The organism is Streptomyces sp. NBC_01264 (assembly GCF_026340675.1).
In the GTDB taxonomy this organism is placed as follows: Bacteria; Actinomycetota; Actinomycetes; order Streptomycetales; family Streptomycetaceae; genus Streptomyces.
In genome coordinates this window covers 3511213-3527648 of record NZ_JAPEOX010000001.1, presented here as the reverse complement: position 1 = coordinate 3527648, position 16436 = coordinate 3511213, and the positions used below count along the sequence as shown (strand labels likewise).

General features: G+C 72.2%; 13 protein-coding genes. 9 read left to right on the top strand and 4 right to left on the bottom strand.

The genetic code is table 11. The annotated features are described in order from the left end of the window. Positions 1–993 (top strand): DNA polymerase III subunit delta, encoded by a 993-nt coding sequence (gene holA, locus OG435_RS16340; RefSeq protein ID WP_266877582.1) that lies wholly within the window; start codon positions 1–3, stop codon positions 991–993. 548 nt (positions 994–1541) lie between these two features. Here the strand turns inward: holA and OG435_RS16335 are convergent. After that, positions 1542–2939, bottom strand: coding sequence for an MFS transporter (locus tag OG435_RS16335; RefSeq protein ID WP_266877581.1), 1398 nt, complete (start codon positions 2937–2939; stop codon positions 1542–1544). Between the two features lie 92 nt (positions 2940–3031). On the opposite strand from OG435_RS16335, the gene OG435_RS16330 reads away from it, so the two are divergent. Further along, positions 3032–3688 (top strand): TetR/AcrR family transcriptional regulator, encoded by a 657-nt coding sequence (locus OG435_RS16330; protein WP_266877580.1) that lies wholly within the window; start codon positions 3032–3034, stop codon positions 3686–3688. A 952-nt stretch (positions 3689–4640) separates the two neighbouring features. On the opposite strand, the gene rpsT is transcribed toward OG435_RS16330, so the two are convergent. After that, on the bottom strand, positions 4641–4907 hold the full coding sequence (gene rpsT, locus OG435_RS16325; RefSeq protein ID WP_250739437.1) for a 30S ribosomal protein S20: 267 nt from the start codon (positions 4905–4907) through the stop codon (positions 4641–4643). Between the two features lie 254 nt (positions 4908–5161). Between rpsT and lepA the strand changes: the two genes are divergently transcribed. From lepA to hemW, 3 genes are all read left to right on the top strand, one after another. After that, complete coding sequence (gene lepA, locus OG435_RS16320; RefSeq protein WP_266877579.1) at positions 5162–7027, top strand: translation elongation factor 4; 1866 nt, start codon at positions 5162–5164, stop codon at positions 7025–7027. Between the two features lie 286 nt (positions 7028–7313). Further along, positions 7314–9206: an AMP-dependent synthetase/ligase gene (locus tag OG435_RS16315; RefSeq protein WP_266877578.1), complete on the top strand. Its 1893-nt coding sequence runs from the start codon at positions 7314–7316 to the stop codon at positions 9204–9206. Between the two features lie 57 nt (positions 9207–9263). Next, positions 9264–10496, top strand: a complete 1233-nt coding sequence (gene hemW / locus OG435_RS16310) for a radical SAM family heme chaperone HemW (protein WP_266877577.1) — start codon at positions 9264–9266, stop codon at positions 10494–10496. Between the two features lie 28 nt (positions 10497–10524). Here the strand turns inward: hemW and OG435_RS16305 are convergent, their stop codons facing one another. Both OG435_RS16305 and OG435_RS16300 read right to left on the bottom strand, forming a co-directional pair. Beyond that, on the bottom strand, positions 10525–11322 hold the full coding sequence (locus tag OG435_RS16305) for a DUF3097 domain-containing protein (RefSeq protein WP_266877576.1): 798 nt from the start codon (positions 11320–11322) through the stop codon (positions 10525–10527). A gap of 28 nt (positions 11323–11350) precedes the next feature. Next, positions 11351–12076, bottom strand: coding sequence for an MBL fold metallo-hydrolase (locus OG435_RS16300; protein ID WP_266877575.1), 726 nt, complete (start codon positions 12074–12076; stop codon positions 11351–11353). A gap of 154 nt (positions 12077–12230) precedes the next feature. Here OG435_RS16300 and hrcA point away from each other — a divergent pair, with 154 nt between their 5' ends. The 4 genes from hrcA (at position 12231) to OG435_RS16280 (ending at position 16407) form a co-directional block, all read left to right on the top strand. Beyond that, positions 12231–13247 (top strand): heat-inducible transcriptional repressor HrcA, encoded by a 1017-nt coding sequence (gene hrcA / locus OG435_RS16295; protein WP_266877574.1) that lies wholly within the window; start codon positions 12231–12233, stop codon positions 13245–13247. Then, positions 13248–14384: a molecular chaperone DnaJ gene (dnaJ, locus tag OG435_RS16290; RefSeq protein WP_266877573.1), complete on the top strand. Its 1137-nt coding sequence runs from the start codon at positions 13248–13250 to the stop codon at positions 14382–14384. It begins immediately after the preceding gene. 191 nt (positions 14385–14575) lie between these two features. Beyond that, the gene (locus tag OG435_RS16285) at positions 14576–15667 is read left to right on the top strand and encodes a nitronate monooxygenase (RefSeq protein WP_266877572.1); all 1092 of its coding nucleotides are present in this window, start codon (positions 14576–14578) and stop codon (positions 15665–15667) included. After that, positions 15664–16407 carry a 16S rRNA (uracil(1498)-N(3))-methyltransferase gene (locus OG435_RS16280; RefSeq protein ID WP_266877571.1) on the top strand — a complete coding sequence of 248 codons (744 nt, stop codon included), beginning with the start codon at positions 15664–15666 and terminating at the stop codon, positions 16405–16407. Before OG435_RS16285 ends, OG435_RS16280 begins: the two co-directional genes overlap by 4 nt. Positions 16408–16436: the final 29 nt, after the last annotated feature.

Here is a 16436-nt window from a genome sequence, read left to right as displayed (position 1 = left end):
ATGGCCACCAGGAAGAATTCCACCGACGATCCGCTTGCCCCGATCACCCTCGCGGTGGGGCAGGAGGACCTGCTACTCGACCGCGCCGTGCGGGAGGTCGTGACGGCGGCGCGAGCCGCCGATGCCGACACGGACGTGCGTGACCTCACCTCCGAACAGCTCCAGCCCGGCACCCTGGCCGAGTTGACCAGCCCCTCGCTCTTCTCGGAGCGCAAGGTGCTCGTCGTGCGCAATGCGCAGGACCTCTCGGCCGACACGGTCAAGGAGGTCAAGGCGTACCTCGGAGCGCCCTTCGAGGAGATCGCCCTCGTCCTCCTGCACGCGGGCGGGGTCAAGGGCAAGGGTCTGCTGGACGCGGCGCGGAAGGCGGGTGCCCGTGAGATCGCCTGCCCGAAGATGACGAAGCCGGCGGACCGGATGGCGTTCGTGCGGGGAGAGTTCCGGACGCTGGGCCGTTCGGCCACGCCCGAGGCCTGCCAGACGCTGGTCGACGCCATCGGCAGCGACCTGCGGGAGCTCGCGAGCGCGGCGGCGCAGCTGTGCGCGGACGTCGAGGGCACGATCGACGAGTCGATCGTCGGCCGCTACTACACCGGCCGGGCCGAGGCTTCGAGCTTCACCGTCGCGGACCGGGCGGTGGAGGGGCGCGCGGCGGAGGCTCTGGAGGCCTTGCGCTGGTCCCTGTCCACCGGTGTGGCTCCCGTCCTGATCACCAGTGCGCTGGCCCAGGCGGTACGGGCGATCGGGAAACTGGCCTCGGCCCCGCGGGGGGCCCGCCCCGGGGACCTCGCGCGGGATCTCGGCATGCCGCCGTGGAAGATCGACCGGGTGCGGCAGCAGATGCGGGGGTGGTCGGCGGATGGTGTCGCGGACGCGCTGCGGGCGGTGGCGGATGCGGATGCGGGGGTCAAGGGCGGGGGTGACGACCCGGAGTACGCCCTGGAGAAGGCGGTCGTCGCGGTCGCCCGCGCGGCACGGGCCCGGCGGGGCTAGGCCGTCCCTTTCGGATTTGCCTGGCCCGCGGGCTCCGGTGCCGGGCCTCGCCGCAGTGCCGTGGCGCCCGAGTGCGTCCAGTACGCGGGAGGCCGTTTCCGGGCCGGCGCCGGGCACTGAACCCTCTGGGTCGTGGGTCCGGGGGTTCGGGGCACGGGCGGCTGTGCTCTGACGGCTGTCGCCCGGCCGTGTTGCGGGGGCGGTCTGTCGACGCCGGTGGGTGGGCCGGTGCGGGTGGGCTGCCTGCGGGGCGGAGTCCCCTACCCGCCCTTCCACCGTTCCCCGGGCTCCGCCCGGACCCGGTCCTCAAACGCCGGACGGGCTGAAAAGCGGGGCATCGGGCTGCGCCCCCGGACCCCCCTGGGGCTGCGCCCCCGGACCTGGGGCCTCGGATGCTGGACGGCTGGAAGGGGCTGGATGCCGCGCTTTGAGGGCCGGGCGGGTGTCGGGGCCGCTGGGGTCCGACTCGGGTTTGGGGCTCCGACGCCGTATGGCTGAGAGGGCTTTTCTTGGCCCCGGCTGAAGTGGCCGGGGGTGGGGTGGGTGGGTCAGTGGGCCATGGGTTGGGTGGAGGTGGGGTCGGGGTGGCCCTTGGGGAGGAGTAGGGGGATGGCCAGGGCCAGGGCCAAGGCTGGGTAGGCGAGGGTCGTGAAGTCGGCTGAAGCCAGGGCGGAGATGGCGATGGCCGCGCCCAGTTCGTGCGAGGTGCCGACCAGGCCGGAGGCCAGGCCGGTGTGGGCCGGGCCCACTTCGGACAGGGCCGAGGTGGTGGCGCACACGAACGCCGCGCCGAGTCCGAGGGCCAGCAGGGCGAAGCCGGGGACCAGGCCCGACCAGAGGCCGCCCAGGGCGGTCAGGGCCGCGCCCGCGGCGGCCACGGTGAACGCCGTCGCGCCGACCGGGCGCCAGCCGGAGCGGGGGAGCAGCCGGGAGCCCAGGTGCGCGCCCGCGGTGGCGGCCACCGCCGCCGGGAGGAAGGCCAGACCGGTGACCAGGGGGCTGTGCCCGAGGGAATGCTGGATGTGCAGGGAGCTCAGGTAGAACCCGGTCACGAGTAGGCCCGCCGCCCCCAGCATCACCGTGCTGCCGCCCAGGAGGGAGCGTCGGCCCGGCATGGCGGGGGGCATCAGGGGGGTGGGGGAACGGCGTTGCGTGGCGATCAGGAGGATCGACACGGCCAGGGCGCCGAGGGTGGGGAGCCAGGAGCGTTCGGTGAGGCCGTAGACGAGTGCGGCAGCGGCCACGGTCGGCAGGAGGATCGCCGACACGTTCACCGGTGTGCGGTGGGCGGTGCCTGCCGGGGCGCGGGTGGCGGGGAGCGGGCGGCCGAGCAGGAGCGGGACTCCGAGGAGGGCGAGCGCGCCGACGGGCAGGTTGAGGTAGAAGATCCAGCGCCAGCCGGGTCCGGCGGTGAGGATCCCGCCGAGCAGGACCCCGAGGGCCGCGCCGGTGCCGCCGATCGCCGCCCATGCGCCGAGGGCGCGGTGCCGGGCCGGGCCCTGGAACAGGGTCGTGACCAGGGACAGGGCGGCCGGCGAGAGCAGTGCCGCACCGACGCCCTGTACGGAGCGGGCCGTGATCAGTGTGGCGGCGTCCACCGCGAGCCCGGAGGCCGCCGAGGCGGCGGTGAAGAGGGCCAGCCCCGTCAGGAACGTCCGCACCGCACCGAAGCGGTCCGCGAGCCGCCCGCCGGCCAGCAGGAGGGCGCCGAAGAACAGGGTGTACGCCGTCACGATCCAGGTCAGGCCGGGGCCGGAGAGGGAGAGGTCGGCGCCGATGGCGGGGAGGGCGACGTTCACGACGGTGACGTCGGCGATGAGCATGAACTGGGCCAGGCAGAGGAGGACGAGGAGGGAGCGGCGGCGTGGGTGGGGGTTCGGGTGGGGGTGTGCGTCCTTGGCTCGGTTCTGGTTCTGGTTCTGCGTGTGTGGGGCGTGTGGGGGCATGGCGAGGCCGCTCCTAAAGTTAACAGGGGTGTTAGGGATTGAGTATGCGGCCTTGCTCGGGGAATGTGAACAGTGGTGTTAAGTTTGCGGGCATGGTCTCCGACGCACCCCGCCCCCGCCGCGCAGACGCCGAGCGCAACACCGCCGCGATCGTCGACGCGGGCCTGGACTGTTTCCTCGCCGATCCGCAGGCGAGCATGGCCGCGATCGCCCGCGCCGCCGGGGTCAGCCGCGTCACGCTCTACTCGCACTTCCCGACCCGCGAAGCCCTCCTCGATGCCGCCCTCGACCGGGCCGTCGACGAGGCCGCGGCGACGCTGGAGCCGCTCGGTGGCGAGGGTGGTGGGGGCGGTGGGGGTGGTGAGGGTGGTGAGGGCGGAGTGGAGGAGGCCCTCGGGGTTCTCATGCGCAGCTCGTGGCGGGTCCTCGACCGGCACTCCGCGGTGTTCGCGGCCGTCTCCGCGGCGTTGCCGCCGGAGCGGTTGCGCGAGCGCCACGACCGGATCCTCGCTCCCGTCCGCCGGCTGATCGGCCGTGGCCGGGACAGCGGTGAGGTGCGCGCCGACTTGCCCGCCGACTGGCTGGTCACGGTCGTCTACAACCTGGTCCACGCGGCCGCCGCCGAGGTCCAGGCCGGACGGATGACCCCCGTCGAGGCGCCGGAGATCCTCACGGCCACCGTCCTCGCCGCGGTCTCGGCCCGGCCCGTCACGCCCGAAAGCCCTCCCGAGCCGGCCGAGCCGGGCTGAGGGGCCCGCGTCGACGGAGCCTCCCGCTCCCTGACGGGCCCGGGCCCCGTGCGGCCAGGAGGTCGGGGGCGGTAGGCCTTGGGCGGGGTGGTCGAGGGCTCCGCAGGGCCCAGGTCCCGGGTTCGGGGCGTTCCCCAGGTTCGGGCCCTCGGGCGGCCCGGCCCTGGCGGCCCGGAGCCCCGTACGGCTTGGTACGCGTATGGCCCGTGTGGCCGCAGAGCTCCGGGCGGCCGAGCCGCCTGTGCCCCCGGGCTTCGGCGGGCCAAGCTGCCCATGCCGCCCCGGCTTTCGGACCGTCCAGTGCTCGTCGGGCTCGCCGTCGGTACGGCTGGTCCCGCCTGTCGAAGGGGTTGGTCGTGCCGCCTGGGGTGGCCGTAGCCGCCTGTGCCGCCTTGGGCCTTGGTGGGCCGAGCCGCCCGTGCCGCCCGACCTTCGGATAGTCCAGTGCTCGTCGGGCCCGGGGCCGGTACGGCTGGGTGCCGCTCGGGTTGGCCGTGCCGTCCGGGGTGGGCCGTACCGACCCGGGCCCGGTAGGGGGGCAGAGCCCGGTTTGGCGCAGGGGTCCCGTACGGCCGCACTCGGCATGGCCAGGGGTCCCGTACAGCCGTACTCCGCATGGCGAGGGGCCTCGTACGACCGCACTCTCCGCATGGCCAGGTGCCCGTACGGCCCGGGGCCACGTGGAGTCCCGGCGTTGCGTGGAGTCCGACGTCGCGTGGAGTCCGGCGTCGCGGGAGCCCCGGGCCGGCGTGAGGCCCTGGGGGTGCCGAAGGCCCCGGGCATGCCGAAGGCCCCGGTCGCTGTCCTGGGGAAGGGTGGCGGTCGGGGCCTGCGGTTACTTCTCGGGGTGCGCCGCACCCGCGTGGCGAACGCTTCGTGTGCGGCGCGGAGTGCCGGTCGGGAGCGGGAGAGAGGGCCCGCTGGATCCCTGCCCGGCGATCACATCAGTGGCTCAGCCCTGAAGGGAGGCAACCTTGGTCGCCAGCGCCGACTTCTTGTTGGCGGCGGCGTTCTTGTGGATGACACCCTTCGAGACGGCCTTGTCGAGCGCGCGGGAAGCGGCGCGGGAAGCCACGGTGGCCTTCTCGACGTCACCGGCGACGACGGCCTCACGGGCCTTGCGGATGGCGGTCTTGAGCGAGGACTTGACGGCCTTGTTGCGAAGGCGAGCCTTCTCGTTCGTCTTGTTGCGCTTGACCTGGGACTTGATGTTCGCCACGAAAGAGCCTTTGCAGGTTCAGAGATTTGATCTTCGGATTGCGTCCCGTAGAGCTAGAGGGCACACGAGACACAGCTGCTCAGGTTACCAGCTGCCGTCCGACCGGCCCAAACCGAGCGCACTCTCCGGTTCATGGGACCATGGGAGTCTGCGTATAGATCCGAAAGAGATGGCCTAGACCCGACCAGATCTGGTTTCGCGCAGACCGACGCCCACACTTCGTTCCGACTGCGACCCGAGAATCAGGACACTGCGTGCCCGCGATCCCCAGCCACGTGCCCGAGCCGAGCCGTACCGACCCGGCGCTGATCCGCAACTTCTGCATCATCGCGCACATCGACCACGGCAAGTCGACGCTTGCCGACCGGATGCTCCAGCTCACCGGTGTGGTGGACTCGCGGCAGATGCGCGCCCAGTACCTCGACCGCATGGACATCGAGCGTGAGCGCGGCATCACGATCAAGTCCCAGGCCGTCCGGCTGCCCTGGGCGCCGAACACGGGCGAGGACCAGGGCAGGACCCACGTCCTCAACATGATCGACACCCCTGGGCACGTCGACTTCACCTACGAGGTCTCGCGCTCCCTGGCGGCGTGCGAGGGCACGGTCCTCCTGGTGGACGCGGCCCAGGGCATCGAGGCGCAGACCCTCGCCAACCTGTACCTCGCGATGGAGAAGGACCTGGCGATCGTCCCGGTCCTGAACAAGATCGACCTGCCGGCCGCCCAGCCGGAGAAGTTCGCCGAGGAGCTCGCGAACCTGGTCGGCTGCCAGCCCGAGGACGTCCTGCGCGTCTCGGCGAAGACCGGTCTCGGCGTGGACGTGCTGCTCGACAAGATCGTCGCCACGGTCCCGGCCCCGGTCGGTCCCAAGGACGCCCCGGCCCGCGCGATGATCTTCGACTCCGTCTACGACTCGTACCGCGGCGTCGTGACGTACGTGCGTGTGGTCGACGGCCAGCTCAACAAGCGCGAGCGCATCCGGATGATGTCGACCGGAGCCACCCACGAGCTCCTGGAGATCGGTGTCTCCTCCCCGGAGATGACCCCGGCCGACGGCATCGGCGTCGGCGAGGTGGGCTACATCATCACCGGCGTGAAGGACGTCCGTCAGTCCAAGGTCGGTGACACCATCACCAGCCTGAACAACGGCGCGACCGAGGCCCTCGGCGGCTACAAGGACCCGCGCCCGATGGTCTTCTCGGGCCTGTACCCGCTCGACGGTTCGGACTACCCGGACCTGCGCGAGGCCCTGGACAAGCTCCAGCTCAACGACGCCGCGCTGGTCTACGAGCCGGAGACCTCGGCGGCGCTGGGCTTCGGCTTCCGCGTCGGCTTCCTCGGCCTGCTGCACCTGGACGTGGTCCGCGAGCGCCTGGAGCGCGAGTTCGGCCTCGACCTCATCGCCACCGCGCCGAACGTGGTCTACCGCGTCGTCCTGGAGGACGGCAAGGAGGTCACCGTCACCAACCCGAGCGAGTTCCCCGAGGGCAAGATCAGGGACGTGTTCGAGCCGGTCGTACGGGCCACCCTGCTCGCGCCCTCCGAGTTCATCGGCGCGATCATGGAGCTCTGCCAGCAGCGCCGCGGCACCCTCCTCGGGATGGACTACCTCTCCGAGGACCGGGTCGAGATCCGCTACACGCTCCCGCTCGCGGAGATCGTCTTCGACTTCTTCGACCAGCTGAAGTCCAAGACGCGCGGTTACGCCTCCCTCGACTACGAGCCCACCGGCGAGCAGGCCGGCAGCCTGGTCAAGGTCGACATCCTGCTGCACGGCGACAAGGTCGACGCCTTCTCCGCGGTCTGCCACAAGGACGCCGCCTACGCCTACGGCGTGCGACTGGTCGCCAAGCTGCGCGAACTCATCCCGCGGCAGGCCTTCGAGATCCCGATCCAGGCGGCCGTCGGCTCCCGCGTCATCGCCCGCGAGACCATCCGCGCCATCCGCAAGGACGTCCTCGCCAAGTGCTACGGCGGTGACATCTCCCGTAAGCGGAAGCTGCTGGAGAAGCAGAAGGAAGGCAAGAAGCGCATGAAGATGGTCGGCTCCGTGGAGGTCCCCCAGGAGGCCTTCATCGCCGTCCTGTCCAGCGACGAGTCCGGCGGCAAGAAGAAGTAGCCGCGACGTCATCACAGACGTCATCGGCGACGTCATTGGATACGAAGCAGATGTGAAGCAGGCCCCCGCGCTCCGGCGCGGGGGCCTCTTCACATCCGGTCCCGCATCCGGCCGCGGACCGGAATGCGCGGTCGCGGGCCGGTCGCGGGCGTCCGCTTCGTTATGAATCGGCGGCCCAGGGGCCCTTACGCGCCAGGCGGAGGGCCCCTAGTCTGATCACTGCTCGATGGTTACTCGCCAGTTACAAGCCCTGTACATGCCCTGCCGCGTGGTCCGGAGGATGTCCGTGAGCGACACACAGACCTTGATCGAGAACCGCCCGCCCACCGTGGCGACCCTCTTCCTGGAGCGTGTCGCCGCCACGCCGAACACCGAGGCCTACCGCTACCCGGTCCCCGCCGCGGATGGCAAGGGCGGCCCGGACGACTGGAAGTCCCTCAGCTGGGGACAGGCCGCCGAGCGGGTTTTCGCCATCGCGGCCGGACTCGTCGAGCTCGGGATCCAGCCGGAGCAGCGCGTCGCGCTGGCCTCCAACACCCGGGTCGAGTGGATCCTCGCGGACCTCGGCGTGATGTGCGCCGGCGGCGCCGTGACCACCATCTACCCGAGCACGAACGCCGAGGAATCGGCGTTCATCCTCTCCGACTCCGAGAGCCGGATCCTGATCGCCGAGGACGGTGCGCAGCTGGCCAAGGCCCGTGAGCGCCGCGCCGACCTGCCCGAGCTGGCGCACGTGGTGGTCGTCGAGGCCGCCGACGCGGTCCCGGCCGACGGCGACCCCGAGGGCTGGGTGCTCTCGCTGGCGGACCTGGAGGCGCGCGGCCGCGAGTACCTGGCCAAGCACCCCGAGGTGGTCAAGGAGCGGATCGCGGCCATCACCGCCGACCAGCTCGCCACCCTCATCTACACCTCGGGCACCACGGGCCGGCCCAAGGGCGTGCGGCTGCCGCACGACAACTGGTCGTACATGGCCAAGGCCACCGTGGCCACCGGCCTGATCACCAAGGACGACGTCCAGTACCTCTGGCTGCCGCTCGCGCACGTCTTCGGCAAGGTGCTGACCTCCGGCCAGATCGAGGTGGGTCACGTCACCGCCGTCGACGGCCGCATCGACAAGATCATCGAGAACCTGCCGATCGTCCAGCCGACCTACATGGCGGCCGTCCCGCGCATCTTCGAGAAGGTCTACAACGGGGTCGCGGCCAAGGCCAGGGCCGGCGGCGGCGCCAAGTACAAGATCTTCCAGTGGTCCGTCGGCGTGGCCCGCGAGTACGCCAAGGTCACCCAGGACAACTTCCGCCGCACCGGCCGGGCGAGCGCCCCGATGGGCCTCGCCGCCAAGCACAAGGTCGCCGACAAGCTCGTCTTCTCCAAGCTCCGCGAGGCCTTCGGCGGCAACCTGCGCGCCGCCGTCTCCGGCGCCTCCGCCCTCGCTCCCGAGATCGGCTACTTCTTCTCCGGAGCGGGCATCCACATCCTGGAGGGCTATGGGCTCACCGAGTCCAGCGCCGCCTCCTTCGTCAACCCGGGCGAGGCCTACCGCACCGGCACCGTCGGCAAGCCGCTCCCCGGCACTGAGGTCCGCATCGCCGACGACGGCGAGGTGCTGCTGCGCGGCCCCGGGATCATGCAGGGCTACCACGGGCAGCCCGAGAAGACCGCCGAGGTGCTGGAGGCCGACGGCTGGCTGCACACGGGCGACATCGGCGAGCTCTCCGCGGACGGCTACCTGCGCATCACCGACCGCAAGAAGGACCTGATCAAGACCTCGGGCGGCAAGTACGTCGCCCCGGCGGAGATCGAGGGACAGTTCAAGGCGCTCTGCCCCTACGTCTCCAGCATCGTCGTCCACGGCGCCGACCGGAACTTCTGCTCCGCCCTCATCGCCCTCGACGAGCCCTCCATCCTGGTCTGGGCCGCCGAGAGCGGCCTGGAGGGCAAGACGTACTCCCAGGTCCTGGCCGCGCCCGAGACGAACCGGCTCATCGAGACCTACGTCCAGACCCTCAACGAGGGCCTGCAGCGCTGGCAGACGGTCAAGAAGTTCCGCCTCCTGCCGCGCGACCTCGACGTGGAGCACGGGGACCTCACCCCGAGCCTCAAGCTGAAGCGGCCGGTCGTCGAGCGCGAGTTCAAGCACCTCATCGACGAGATGTACGAGGGCTCCCGCGAGAAGTAGCACCGGGCACCGCGCAGGACCGTAAACGACCTTGGGGCAGTGCGGGACAATGGGCCCATGCCTTCCGCACTGCCCGACGGTCAACCCATGCCCGAAGACGGCTCGCTGCCGCTCCACGCCCTCGCGGGAGCAGGCGAGCGGCCGCTCGGGTTCTACCTGCACGTTCCGTACTGCGCCACGCGCTGCGGGTACTGCGACTTCAACACCTACACGGCCACCGAGCTGCGGGGCACCGGCGGTGTGCTCGCCTCCCGGGAGAACTACGCCGACACCCTGATCGACGAGGTCAGGCTGGCGCGGAAGGTCCTGGGGGACGACCCCCGGGCCGTACGGACCGTGTTCGTGGGCGGCGGCACGCCCACGCTGCTGCCCGCCGGCGACCTCGTACGGATGCTCGCGGCGATCCGCGAGGAATTCGGGCTGGCCGAGGACGCCGAGGTCACCACCGAGGCCAATCCGGAGTCGGTGAACCCGGAGTACCTGGCGGAGCTGCGCGCGGGCGGCTTCAACCGGATCTCCTTCGGCATGCAGAGCGCGAAGCAGCACGTCCTGAAGGTCCTGGACCGTACGCACACCCCCGGGCGGCCGGAGGCCTGCGTCGCGGAGGCGCGGGCGGCGGGCTTCGAGCACGTGAACCTGGACCTGATCTACGGGACGCCGGGGGAATCGGACGAGGACTGGCGGGCGTCGCTGTCGGCGGCGCTGGGGGCCGGGCCCGATCACATCAGCGCCTATGCGCTGATCGTGGAGGAGGGCACCCAGCTGGCGCGGCGGATCCGGCGGGGCGAGGTCCCGATGACGGACGACGACGTCCACGCGGACCGGTACCTGATCCTCGACTCGGTGATGGCCGAGGCGGGGTACTCCTGGTACGAGGTCTCGAACTGGGCCACCTCCGAGGCCGGGCGGTGCCTCCACAACGAGCTGTACTGGCGCGGGGCCGACTGGTGGGGGGCCGGGCCCGGGGCGCACTCGCACGTGGGCGGGGTGCGGTGGTGGAACGTGAAGCATCCCGGCGCGTACGCGGCTGCGCTGGCGGAGGGGCGGTCGCCCGGGGCCGGGCGGGAGCTCCTCTCGGAGGAGGACCGGCGGGTGGAGCGGATCCTGCTGGAGCTCCGGCTCGTGGACGGGGTGCCGCTGTCCCTGCTGGTCCCTGCGGGCCTTGCCGCGGCCGGGCGGGCCCTGGCGGACGGTCTCCTCGAGGCGGGCCCGTACGCGGCCGGGCGGGCCGTCCTGACCCTCCGTGGGCGGCTCCTGGCCGACGCGGTGGTCCGGGACCTGGTCGACTGACCCCCTCCGGGGGCCTGGCCCTGCGGGGCTACGCCGTCACGTGGTCGATCAGGTGCTCCACCGCTCCCAGGAGGGTCGGCTCCAGGTCCTTGTACGAGGTCACGCGGGACAGGATGTGCTGCCAGGCGGCTCCGGTGTTCTCCGGCCAGCCCAGGGCGCGGCAGATGCCCGTCTTCCAGTCCTGGCCGGGCGGGATCACCGGCCAGGAGGGGATGCCCAGGGCCGAGGGTTTCACCGCCTGCCAGACGTCCACGTACGGGTGGCCCACGATCAGGACGTGCGGGGAGGTCACCGCGGCGGCGATGCGGGACTCCTTGGAGCCCGGGACCAGGTGGTCCACCAGGATGCCCAGCCGGGCGTCGGCCGCGGGGGCGAAGTCGGCGACGACGGCAGGGAGGTCGTCGATGCCCTCCAGGTACTCCACCACGACGCCCTCGATCCGCAGGTCGTCGCCCCAGACCCGTTCGACCAGTTCGGCGTCGTGGCGGCCCTCCACGTAGATCCGGCCCGCCCGGGCCACCCGCGCACGGGCCCCGGGCACGGCGAGGGAGCCCGAGGCCGTACGGGCCGGGGCGGACGGCCCCCGGGGCGGGCGGGTCAGGGTCACCACCGCGCCGTCCAGGAGGAAGCCGCGGGGTTCGAGGGGGAAGACGCGGCGCTTGCCGAAGCGGTCCTCCAGGGTGACCGTGCCCGCCTCGCAGGCGACCACCGCGCCGCAGAAGTCCGTACCCGCCACCTCGACCACCAGGTCCGGATCGGCCGGTACCTCGGGGACGGGCTTGGAGCGCTTCCACTGCGGGGTCAGGTCGGGGGAGTACTCGCGCATCCGGCCGAGGGTAGGAGAGCGGGCCGGTTCAGCGGCCCGACACGCCGAAGCGGGCGGCCAGTGTGTCGCGTTGGGCACGTACGAAGGCCGCGTCGACCACCGCTCCGTGACCCGGCACGTACAGAGCGTCGTCCCCGCCCAGGGTGAGGAGGCGGTCCAGGGCCGCCGGCCACTGCCGGGGCGTCGCGTCCGGGCCGGCCTGCGGCTCGCCCGACTCCTCGACGAGGTCGCCGCAGAAGACCACCTCGCGCGCGCCGGGCACGAAGGCGGCCAGATCGTGCCGGGTGTGCCCCGGGCCCACGTTCGCCAGCAGCACCTGCACCCCGCCCAGGTCGAGCGTCCACTCGCCCGACACCAGGTGCCGGGGGATCACCAGCAGGTCCGCCGCCTCGGCCGCCTCGGCCTCGGCCAGGCCGTGCCGGACCGCGTCGGCCCGCAGCTCGTCCCGGCTCACGGAGAGCAGGGCGTCCAGCCCGACCGGGCCGTACACCTCCGCCCCCGCGAACGCCGCCCCGCCCAGAACGTGGTCGAAATGTCCGTGTGTGAATGCGAGATGGGTCACGCGGCGCCCCGCCAGCCGCTCCGCCTCGGCCCACACCAGCGCGCCTTCCCGCAGGGAGGACCCGGGGTCGATCAGGAGGGCCGAATCCTCGCCCACCACCAGTCCCACGGTGCAATCCCACACCGGCAGGCGCTTTCGGCCGGCCCGTTCGGTGAGTCGTTCCCAGCCCGCCTCTTCCCAACGCACGTCCATGCCGCGACGCTACCTTGGCGGGCCGCCCTTGCTAGGGGTGTACCACCCCGCCGTACACTGGCCGGGGGATCTCTGGCACTCGAACGCCCGGAGTGCCAGCAGGCAGGAGCCTGCCGAAGCCACGAACGACGGAAACGATGGAGGTGTGCGCGCGATGCTCAGCGATCGCAGACTCGAAGTGCTGCGCGCCATCGTCCAGGACTACGTCGGGACGGAGGAGCCGGTCGGCTCCAAGGCGCTCACCGAGCGGCACCGGCTCGGCGTCTCGCCCGCCACCGTGCGCAACGACATGGCCGTGCTGGAGGACGAGGGCTACATCGCCCAGCCCCACACCAGCGCCGGCCGGATCCCCACCGACAAGGGCTACCGCCTCTTCGTCGACAGGCTGGCGGGGGTCAAACCGCTCTCGACGCCCGAGCGCCGGGCCATCCAGAACTTCCTCGACGGGGCCGTCGACCTCGACGACGTCGTCGGCCGTACCGTGCGGCTGCTCGCGCAGCTGACCCGGCAGGTCGCCGTCGTCCAGTACCCCTCGCTCACCCGGTCCACCGTCCGGCACGTGGAACTGCTCTCGCTGGCCCCGGCCCGCCTGATGCTCGTCCTCATCACGGACACCGGCCGGGTCGAGCAGCGGCTCGTCGACTGCCAGACCCCCTTCGCGGACACCTCGCTCGCGGACCTGCGGGCCCGCCTCAACAGCCGTGTCGTCGGCCGCCGGTTCACCGACGTGCCGCCGCTGGTGAAGGACCTTCCGGAGTCCTTCGAGAACGAGGACCGGGTGACGGTGAAGGCCGTCCTCGACACCCTTCTCGAAACGCTGGTCGAGGAGGCGGAGGAGCGGCTGATGATCGGCGGCACCGCCAACCTCACCCGCTTCGGACACGATTTTCCCCTGACGATCAGGCCGGTGCTCGAAGCGCTGGAGGAGCAGGTCGTGCTCCTCAAGCTGCTGGGCGAGGCCAATGAGTCGGGAATGGCCGTAAAGATCGGGCATGAGAACGCCTACGAGGGACTGAACTCCACGTCCGTCGTCTCGGTCGGCTACGGTTCGGGCGGCGAAGCAGTCGCCAAACTCGGCGTGGTCGGACCGACCCGCATGGACTACCCCGGAACGATGGGAGCGGTACGCGCAGTGGCACGTTACGTCGGACAGATCCTGGCGGAGTCGTAAGTGGCCACGGACTACTACGCCGTTCTCGGCGTGCGCCGCGACGCATCGCAGGACGAGATCAAGAAGGCATTCCGGCGGCTCGCACGCGAGCTGCACCCGGATGTGAACCCCGATCCCAAGACGCAAGAGCGTTTCAAGGAGATCAACGCCGCCTACGAGGTCCTCTCGGACCCGCAGAAGAAGCAGGTCTTCGACCTCGGCGGCGACCCCCTGTCCTCCGCGGGCGGCGGCGGGGCCGGCGGCTTCGGAGCGGGTGGCTTCGGCAACTTCTCCGACATCATGGACGCCTTCTTCGGTCAGTCCTCGCAGCGCGGACCGCGCTCGCGGACCCGCCGCGGCCAGGACGCCATGATCCGCCTCGACCTGGAACTGGACGAGGCGGCCTTCGGCACGACCAAGGACATCCAGGTCGACACGGCCGTCGTCTGCACCACCTGCTCCGGTGAAGGCGCCGCCCCCGGCACCTCGGCGCAGACCTGCGACATGTGCCGCGGCCGCGGTGAGGTCTCGCAGGTCACCCGGTCCTTCCTGGGCCAGGTCATGACCTCGCGCCCCTGCCCGCAGTGCCAGGGCTTCGGCACCGTGGTCCCGACCCCGTGTCCCGAGTGCGCGGGCGACGGCCGGGTCCGCTCCCGCCGCAGCCTCACCGTCAAGATCCCGGCCGGCGTCGAGAACGGCACCCGGATCCAGCTCGCGGGCGAGGGCGAGGTCGGCCCCGGCGGCGGCCCCGCCGGTGACCTGTACGTGGAGATCCACGAGCTGCCGCACCCGACCTTCCAGCGGCGCGGGGACGACCTGCACTGCACGGTCACCATCCCGATGACCGCGGCGGCCCTGGGCACCAAGTGCCCGCTGGAGACGCTGGACGGCCTGGAGGAGATCGACATCCGGCCCGGCACCGGGTCCGGGCAGGCGATCCCGCTGCACGGGCGCGGCGTCACCCACCTGCGCGGTGGCGGGCGCGGCGACCTGATCGTGCACGTCGAGGTCACCACCCCGGGCAAGCTGGACCCGGCGCAGGAGGACCTGCTGCGCCAGCTGGCCAAGCTGCGGGGCGAGGAGCGGCCGATGGGCCAGTTCGCGCCGGGTCAGCAAGGCCTGTTCAGCCGTCTGAAGGACGCCTTCAACGGGCGCTGAGCGACGCCTTCGACGGGCGCTGAGCAGCGTACGAGAACACCTGCGAGCCCGGTCCGGGGATGCCCCGGACCGGGCTCGCGGCATGCGGGGCGGCAGGGCGGCGGCGGTATTCGGGCACCCCGGGGAACGGGACTATGCCAGGCGAATGCCGTGATTCGGTCCCGTGAGCGGGACATGGCACGATGCAGCTCATGTCCTCCGCACCGAACGGTCTCTTCGCGTACCCGATCGTGCAGGCGCCCATGGCGGGCGGCGCGTCCTGCCCGCCGCTCGCGGCCGCCGTGTGCGAAGCGGGGGCACTGGGCTTCCTCGCCGGCGGCTACAAGACCGCCGACGGCATGTACCAGGAGATCAAGCGGCTGCGGGCGCTCACCCGCCGCCCCTTCGGCGTCAACCTCTTCCTGCCGCAGGCCTCCCACGCGGACCCGGCCGCCCTGGAGGCCTACCGCGGGCACCTCGCCAGCGAGGCCTCCTGGTACGAGATCTCCCTCGCCGACGAGGACATCATCGGCACCATCGACGACGGCTACGACGCCAAACTGGCCATTCTCATCGAAGACCCGGTACCCGTCGTCTCCTTCACCTTCGGCCTGCCCTCGCCCGCGGCCTTCACCTGCCTGCGCAAGGTCGGTACGTACACGATCGCCACCGTCACCTCCGTCGAGGAGGCCCGCGCCGCCCAGGCGGCCGGCGCCGACGCCGTCTGCGTCCAGGGGGTGGAGGCGGGCGGCCACCAGGGCACCCACCGCGACGACCCGCAGGGCGACGGAACCGCCGGAGTCGGCCTGCTCGCGCTCGTCGCGCAGGTGCGCGAGGCCGTGGCCCTCCCGATCATCGCGGCGGGCGGCCTGATGCGCGGCTCGCAGATCGCCGCGCTGCTCGCCGCGGGCGCGGAGGCCGCGCAGCTCGGCACGGCCTTCCTGGCCTGCCCGGAGTCCGGCGCGCACCCCCTGCACAAGAAGGCCCTGACCGACCCGCTGTTCGTCCGGACGGAGCTGACCCGGGCCTTCTCGGGACGGCCGGCCCGCGGACTGGTCAACCGGTTCATGCGCGAGCACGGCCCGTACGCCCCGGCCGCGTACCCGCAGGTCCACCACCTGACCGCGCCGCTGCGCAAGGCCGCCGCGGCGGCCGGGGACCCGCAGGGCATGGCCCTGTGGGCGGGCCAGGGGCACCGGCTGGCGCGGGCCCTGCCGGCCGGGGAGCTGGTGGAGGTGCTCGCGGCGGAACTCGGCGCGGCGCAGAACGCGTTGAAGGCAATGCAGATGAGGAGTGCGTCATGACCGCCCCGGTGTTCGTGGTCGAAAAGGTTCCCGCGGGACCGGAGTTCGTCCTGGACGGTTCCGAAGGCCGCCACGCGGTCTCCGTGAAGCGGCTGGGGCCCGGCGAGGCCCTCGTGCTGACCGACGGCCGGGGAGGCTGGGCCGAGGCCGTCGTGACGGCCGCCGAGGGCAAGGACCGCCTCGTCGTCTCCGTGTCCGGGGCCTTCGAGGAGCCGGAGCCGGCCGTACGGATCACCGTCGTCCAGGCGCTGCCCAAGGGCGACCGGGGCGAGGTCGCCGTCGAGACCATGACGGAGACCGGCGTCGACGCGATCGTGCCCTGGCAGGCCTCGCGCTGCATCACCCAGTGGCGCGGCGACCGGGGAGCCAAATCCCTCGCGAAGTGGCGGGCCACCGCCCGGGAGTCGGGCAAGCAGTCCCGCCGGGTCCGCTTCCCCGAGGTCGCGGAGGCACTGTCCACCAAGCAGGTGGCGGCGCTGCTCGCGGAGGCCGCCCTCGCGGTGGTCCTGCACGAGGACCGGGACGCACCCTCGGGCGCGCTGGCCATCGCGGAACTGCCGGCCGCCGGCTCCATCGTCCTGGTCGTCGGACCCGAGGGCGGGGTCTCCCCGGACGAACTGGCCGCCTTCGCCGCGGCCGGGGCGCACCCGTACCGGCTGGGCCCCTCGGTGCTGCGCACCTCCACGGCGGGCACGGCTGCGGCGGCGGTCCTGCTGGCGCGGACGGGGCGCTGGTCCTGACGGGGCGCTGGTCCTGACGGGACGGCGGG

What these genes read in the sequence shown, in the direction of transcription:
- holA (WP_266877582.1), top strand. Translation starts at nt 1, where the DNA reads ATGGCCACCAGGAAGAATTCCACCGACGATCCGCTTGCCCCGATCACC.
- OG435_RS16335 (WP_266877581.1), bottom strand. Translation starts at nt 2,939, where the DNA reads ATGCCCCCACACGCCCCACACACGCAGAACCAGAACCAGAACCGAGCC.
- OG435_RS16330 (WP_266877580.1), top strand. Translation starts at nt 3,032, where the DNA reads ATGGTCTCCGACGCACCCCGCCCCCGCCGCGCAGACGCCGAGCGCAAC.
- hemW (WP_266877577.1), top strand. Translation starts at nt 9,264, where the DNA reads ATGCCTTCCGCACTGCCCGACGGTCAACCCATGCCCGAAGACGGCTCG.
- OG435_RS16305 (WP_266877576.1), bottom strand. Translation starts at nt 11,322, where the DNA reads ATGCGCGAGTACTCCCCCGACCTGACCCCGCAGTGGAAGCGCTCCAAG.
- OG435_RS16300 (WP_266877575.1), bottom strand. Translation starts at nt 12,076, where the DNA reads ATGGACGTGCGTTGGGAAGAGGCGGGCTGGGAACGACTCACCGAACGG.
- hrcA (WP_266877574.1), top strand. Translation starts at nt 12,231, where the DNA reads ATGCTCAGCGATCGCAGACTCGAAGTGCTGCGCGCCATCGTCCAGGAC.
- OG435_RS16285 (WP_266877572.1), top strand. Translation starts at nt 14,576, where the DNA reads ATGTCCTCCGCACCGAACGGTCTCTTCGCGTACCCGATCGTGCAGGCG.
- OG435_RS16280 (WP_266877571.1), top strand. Translation starts at nt 15,664, where the DNA reads ATGACCGCCCCGGTGTTCGTGGTCGAAAAGGTTCCCGCGGGACCGGAG.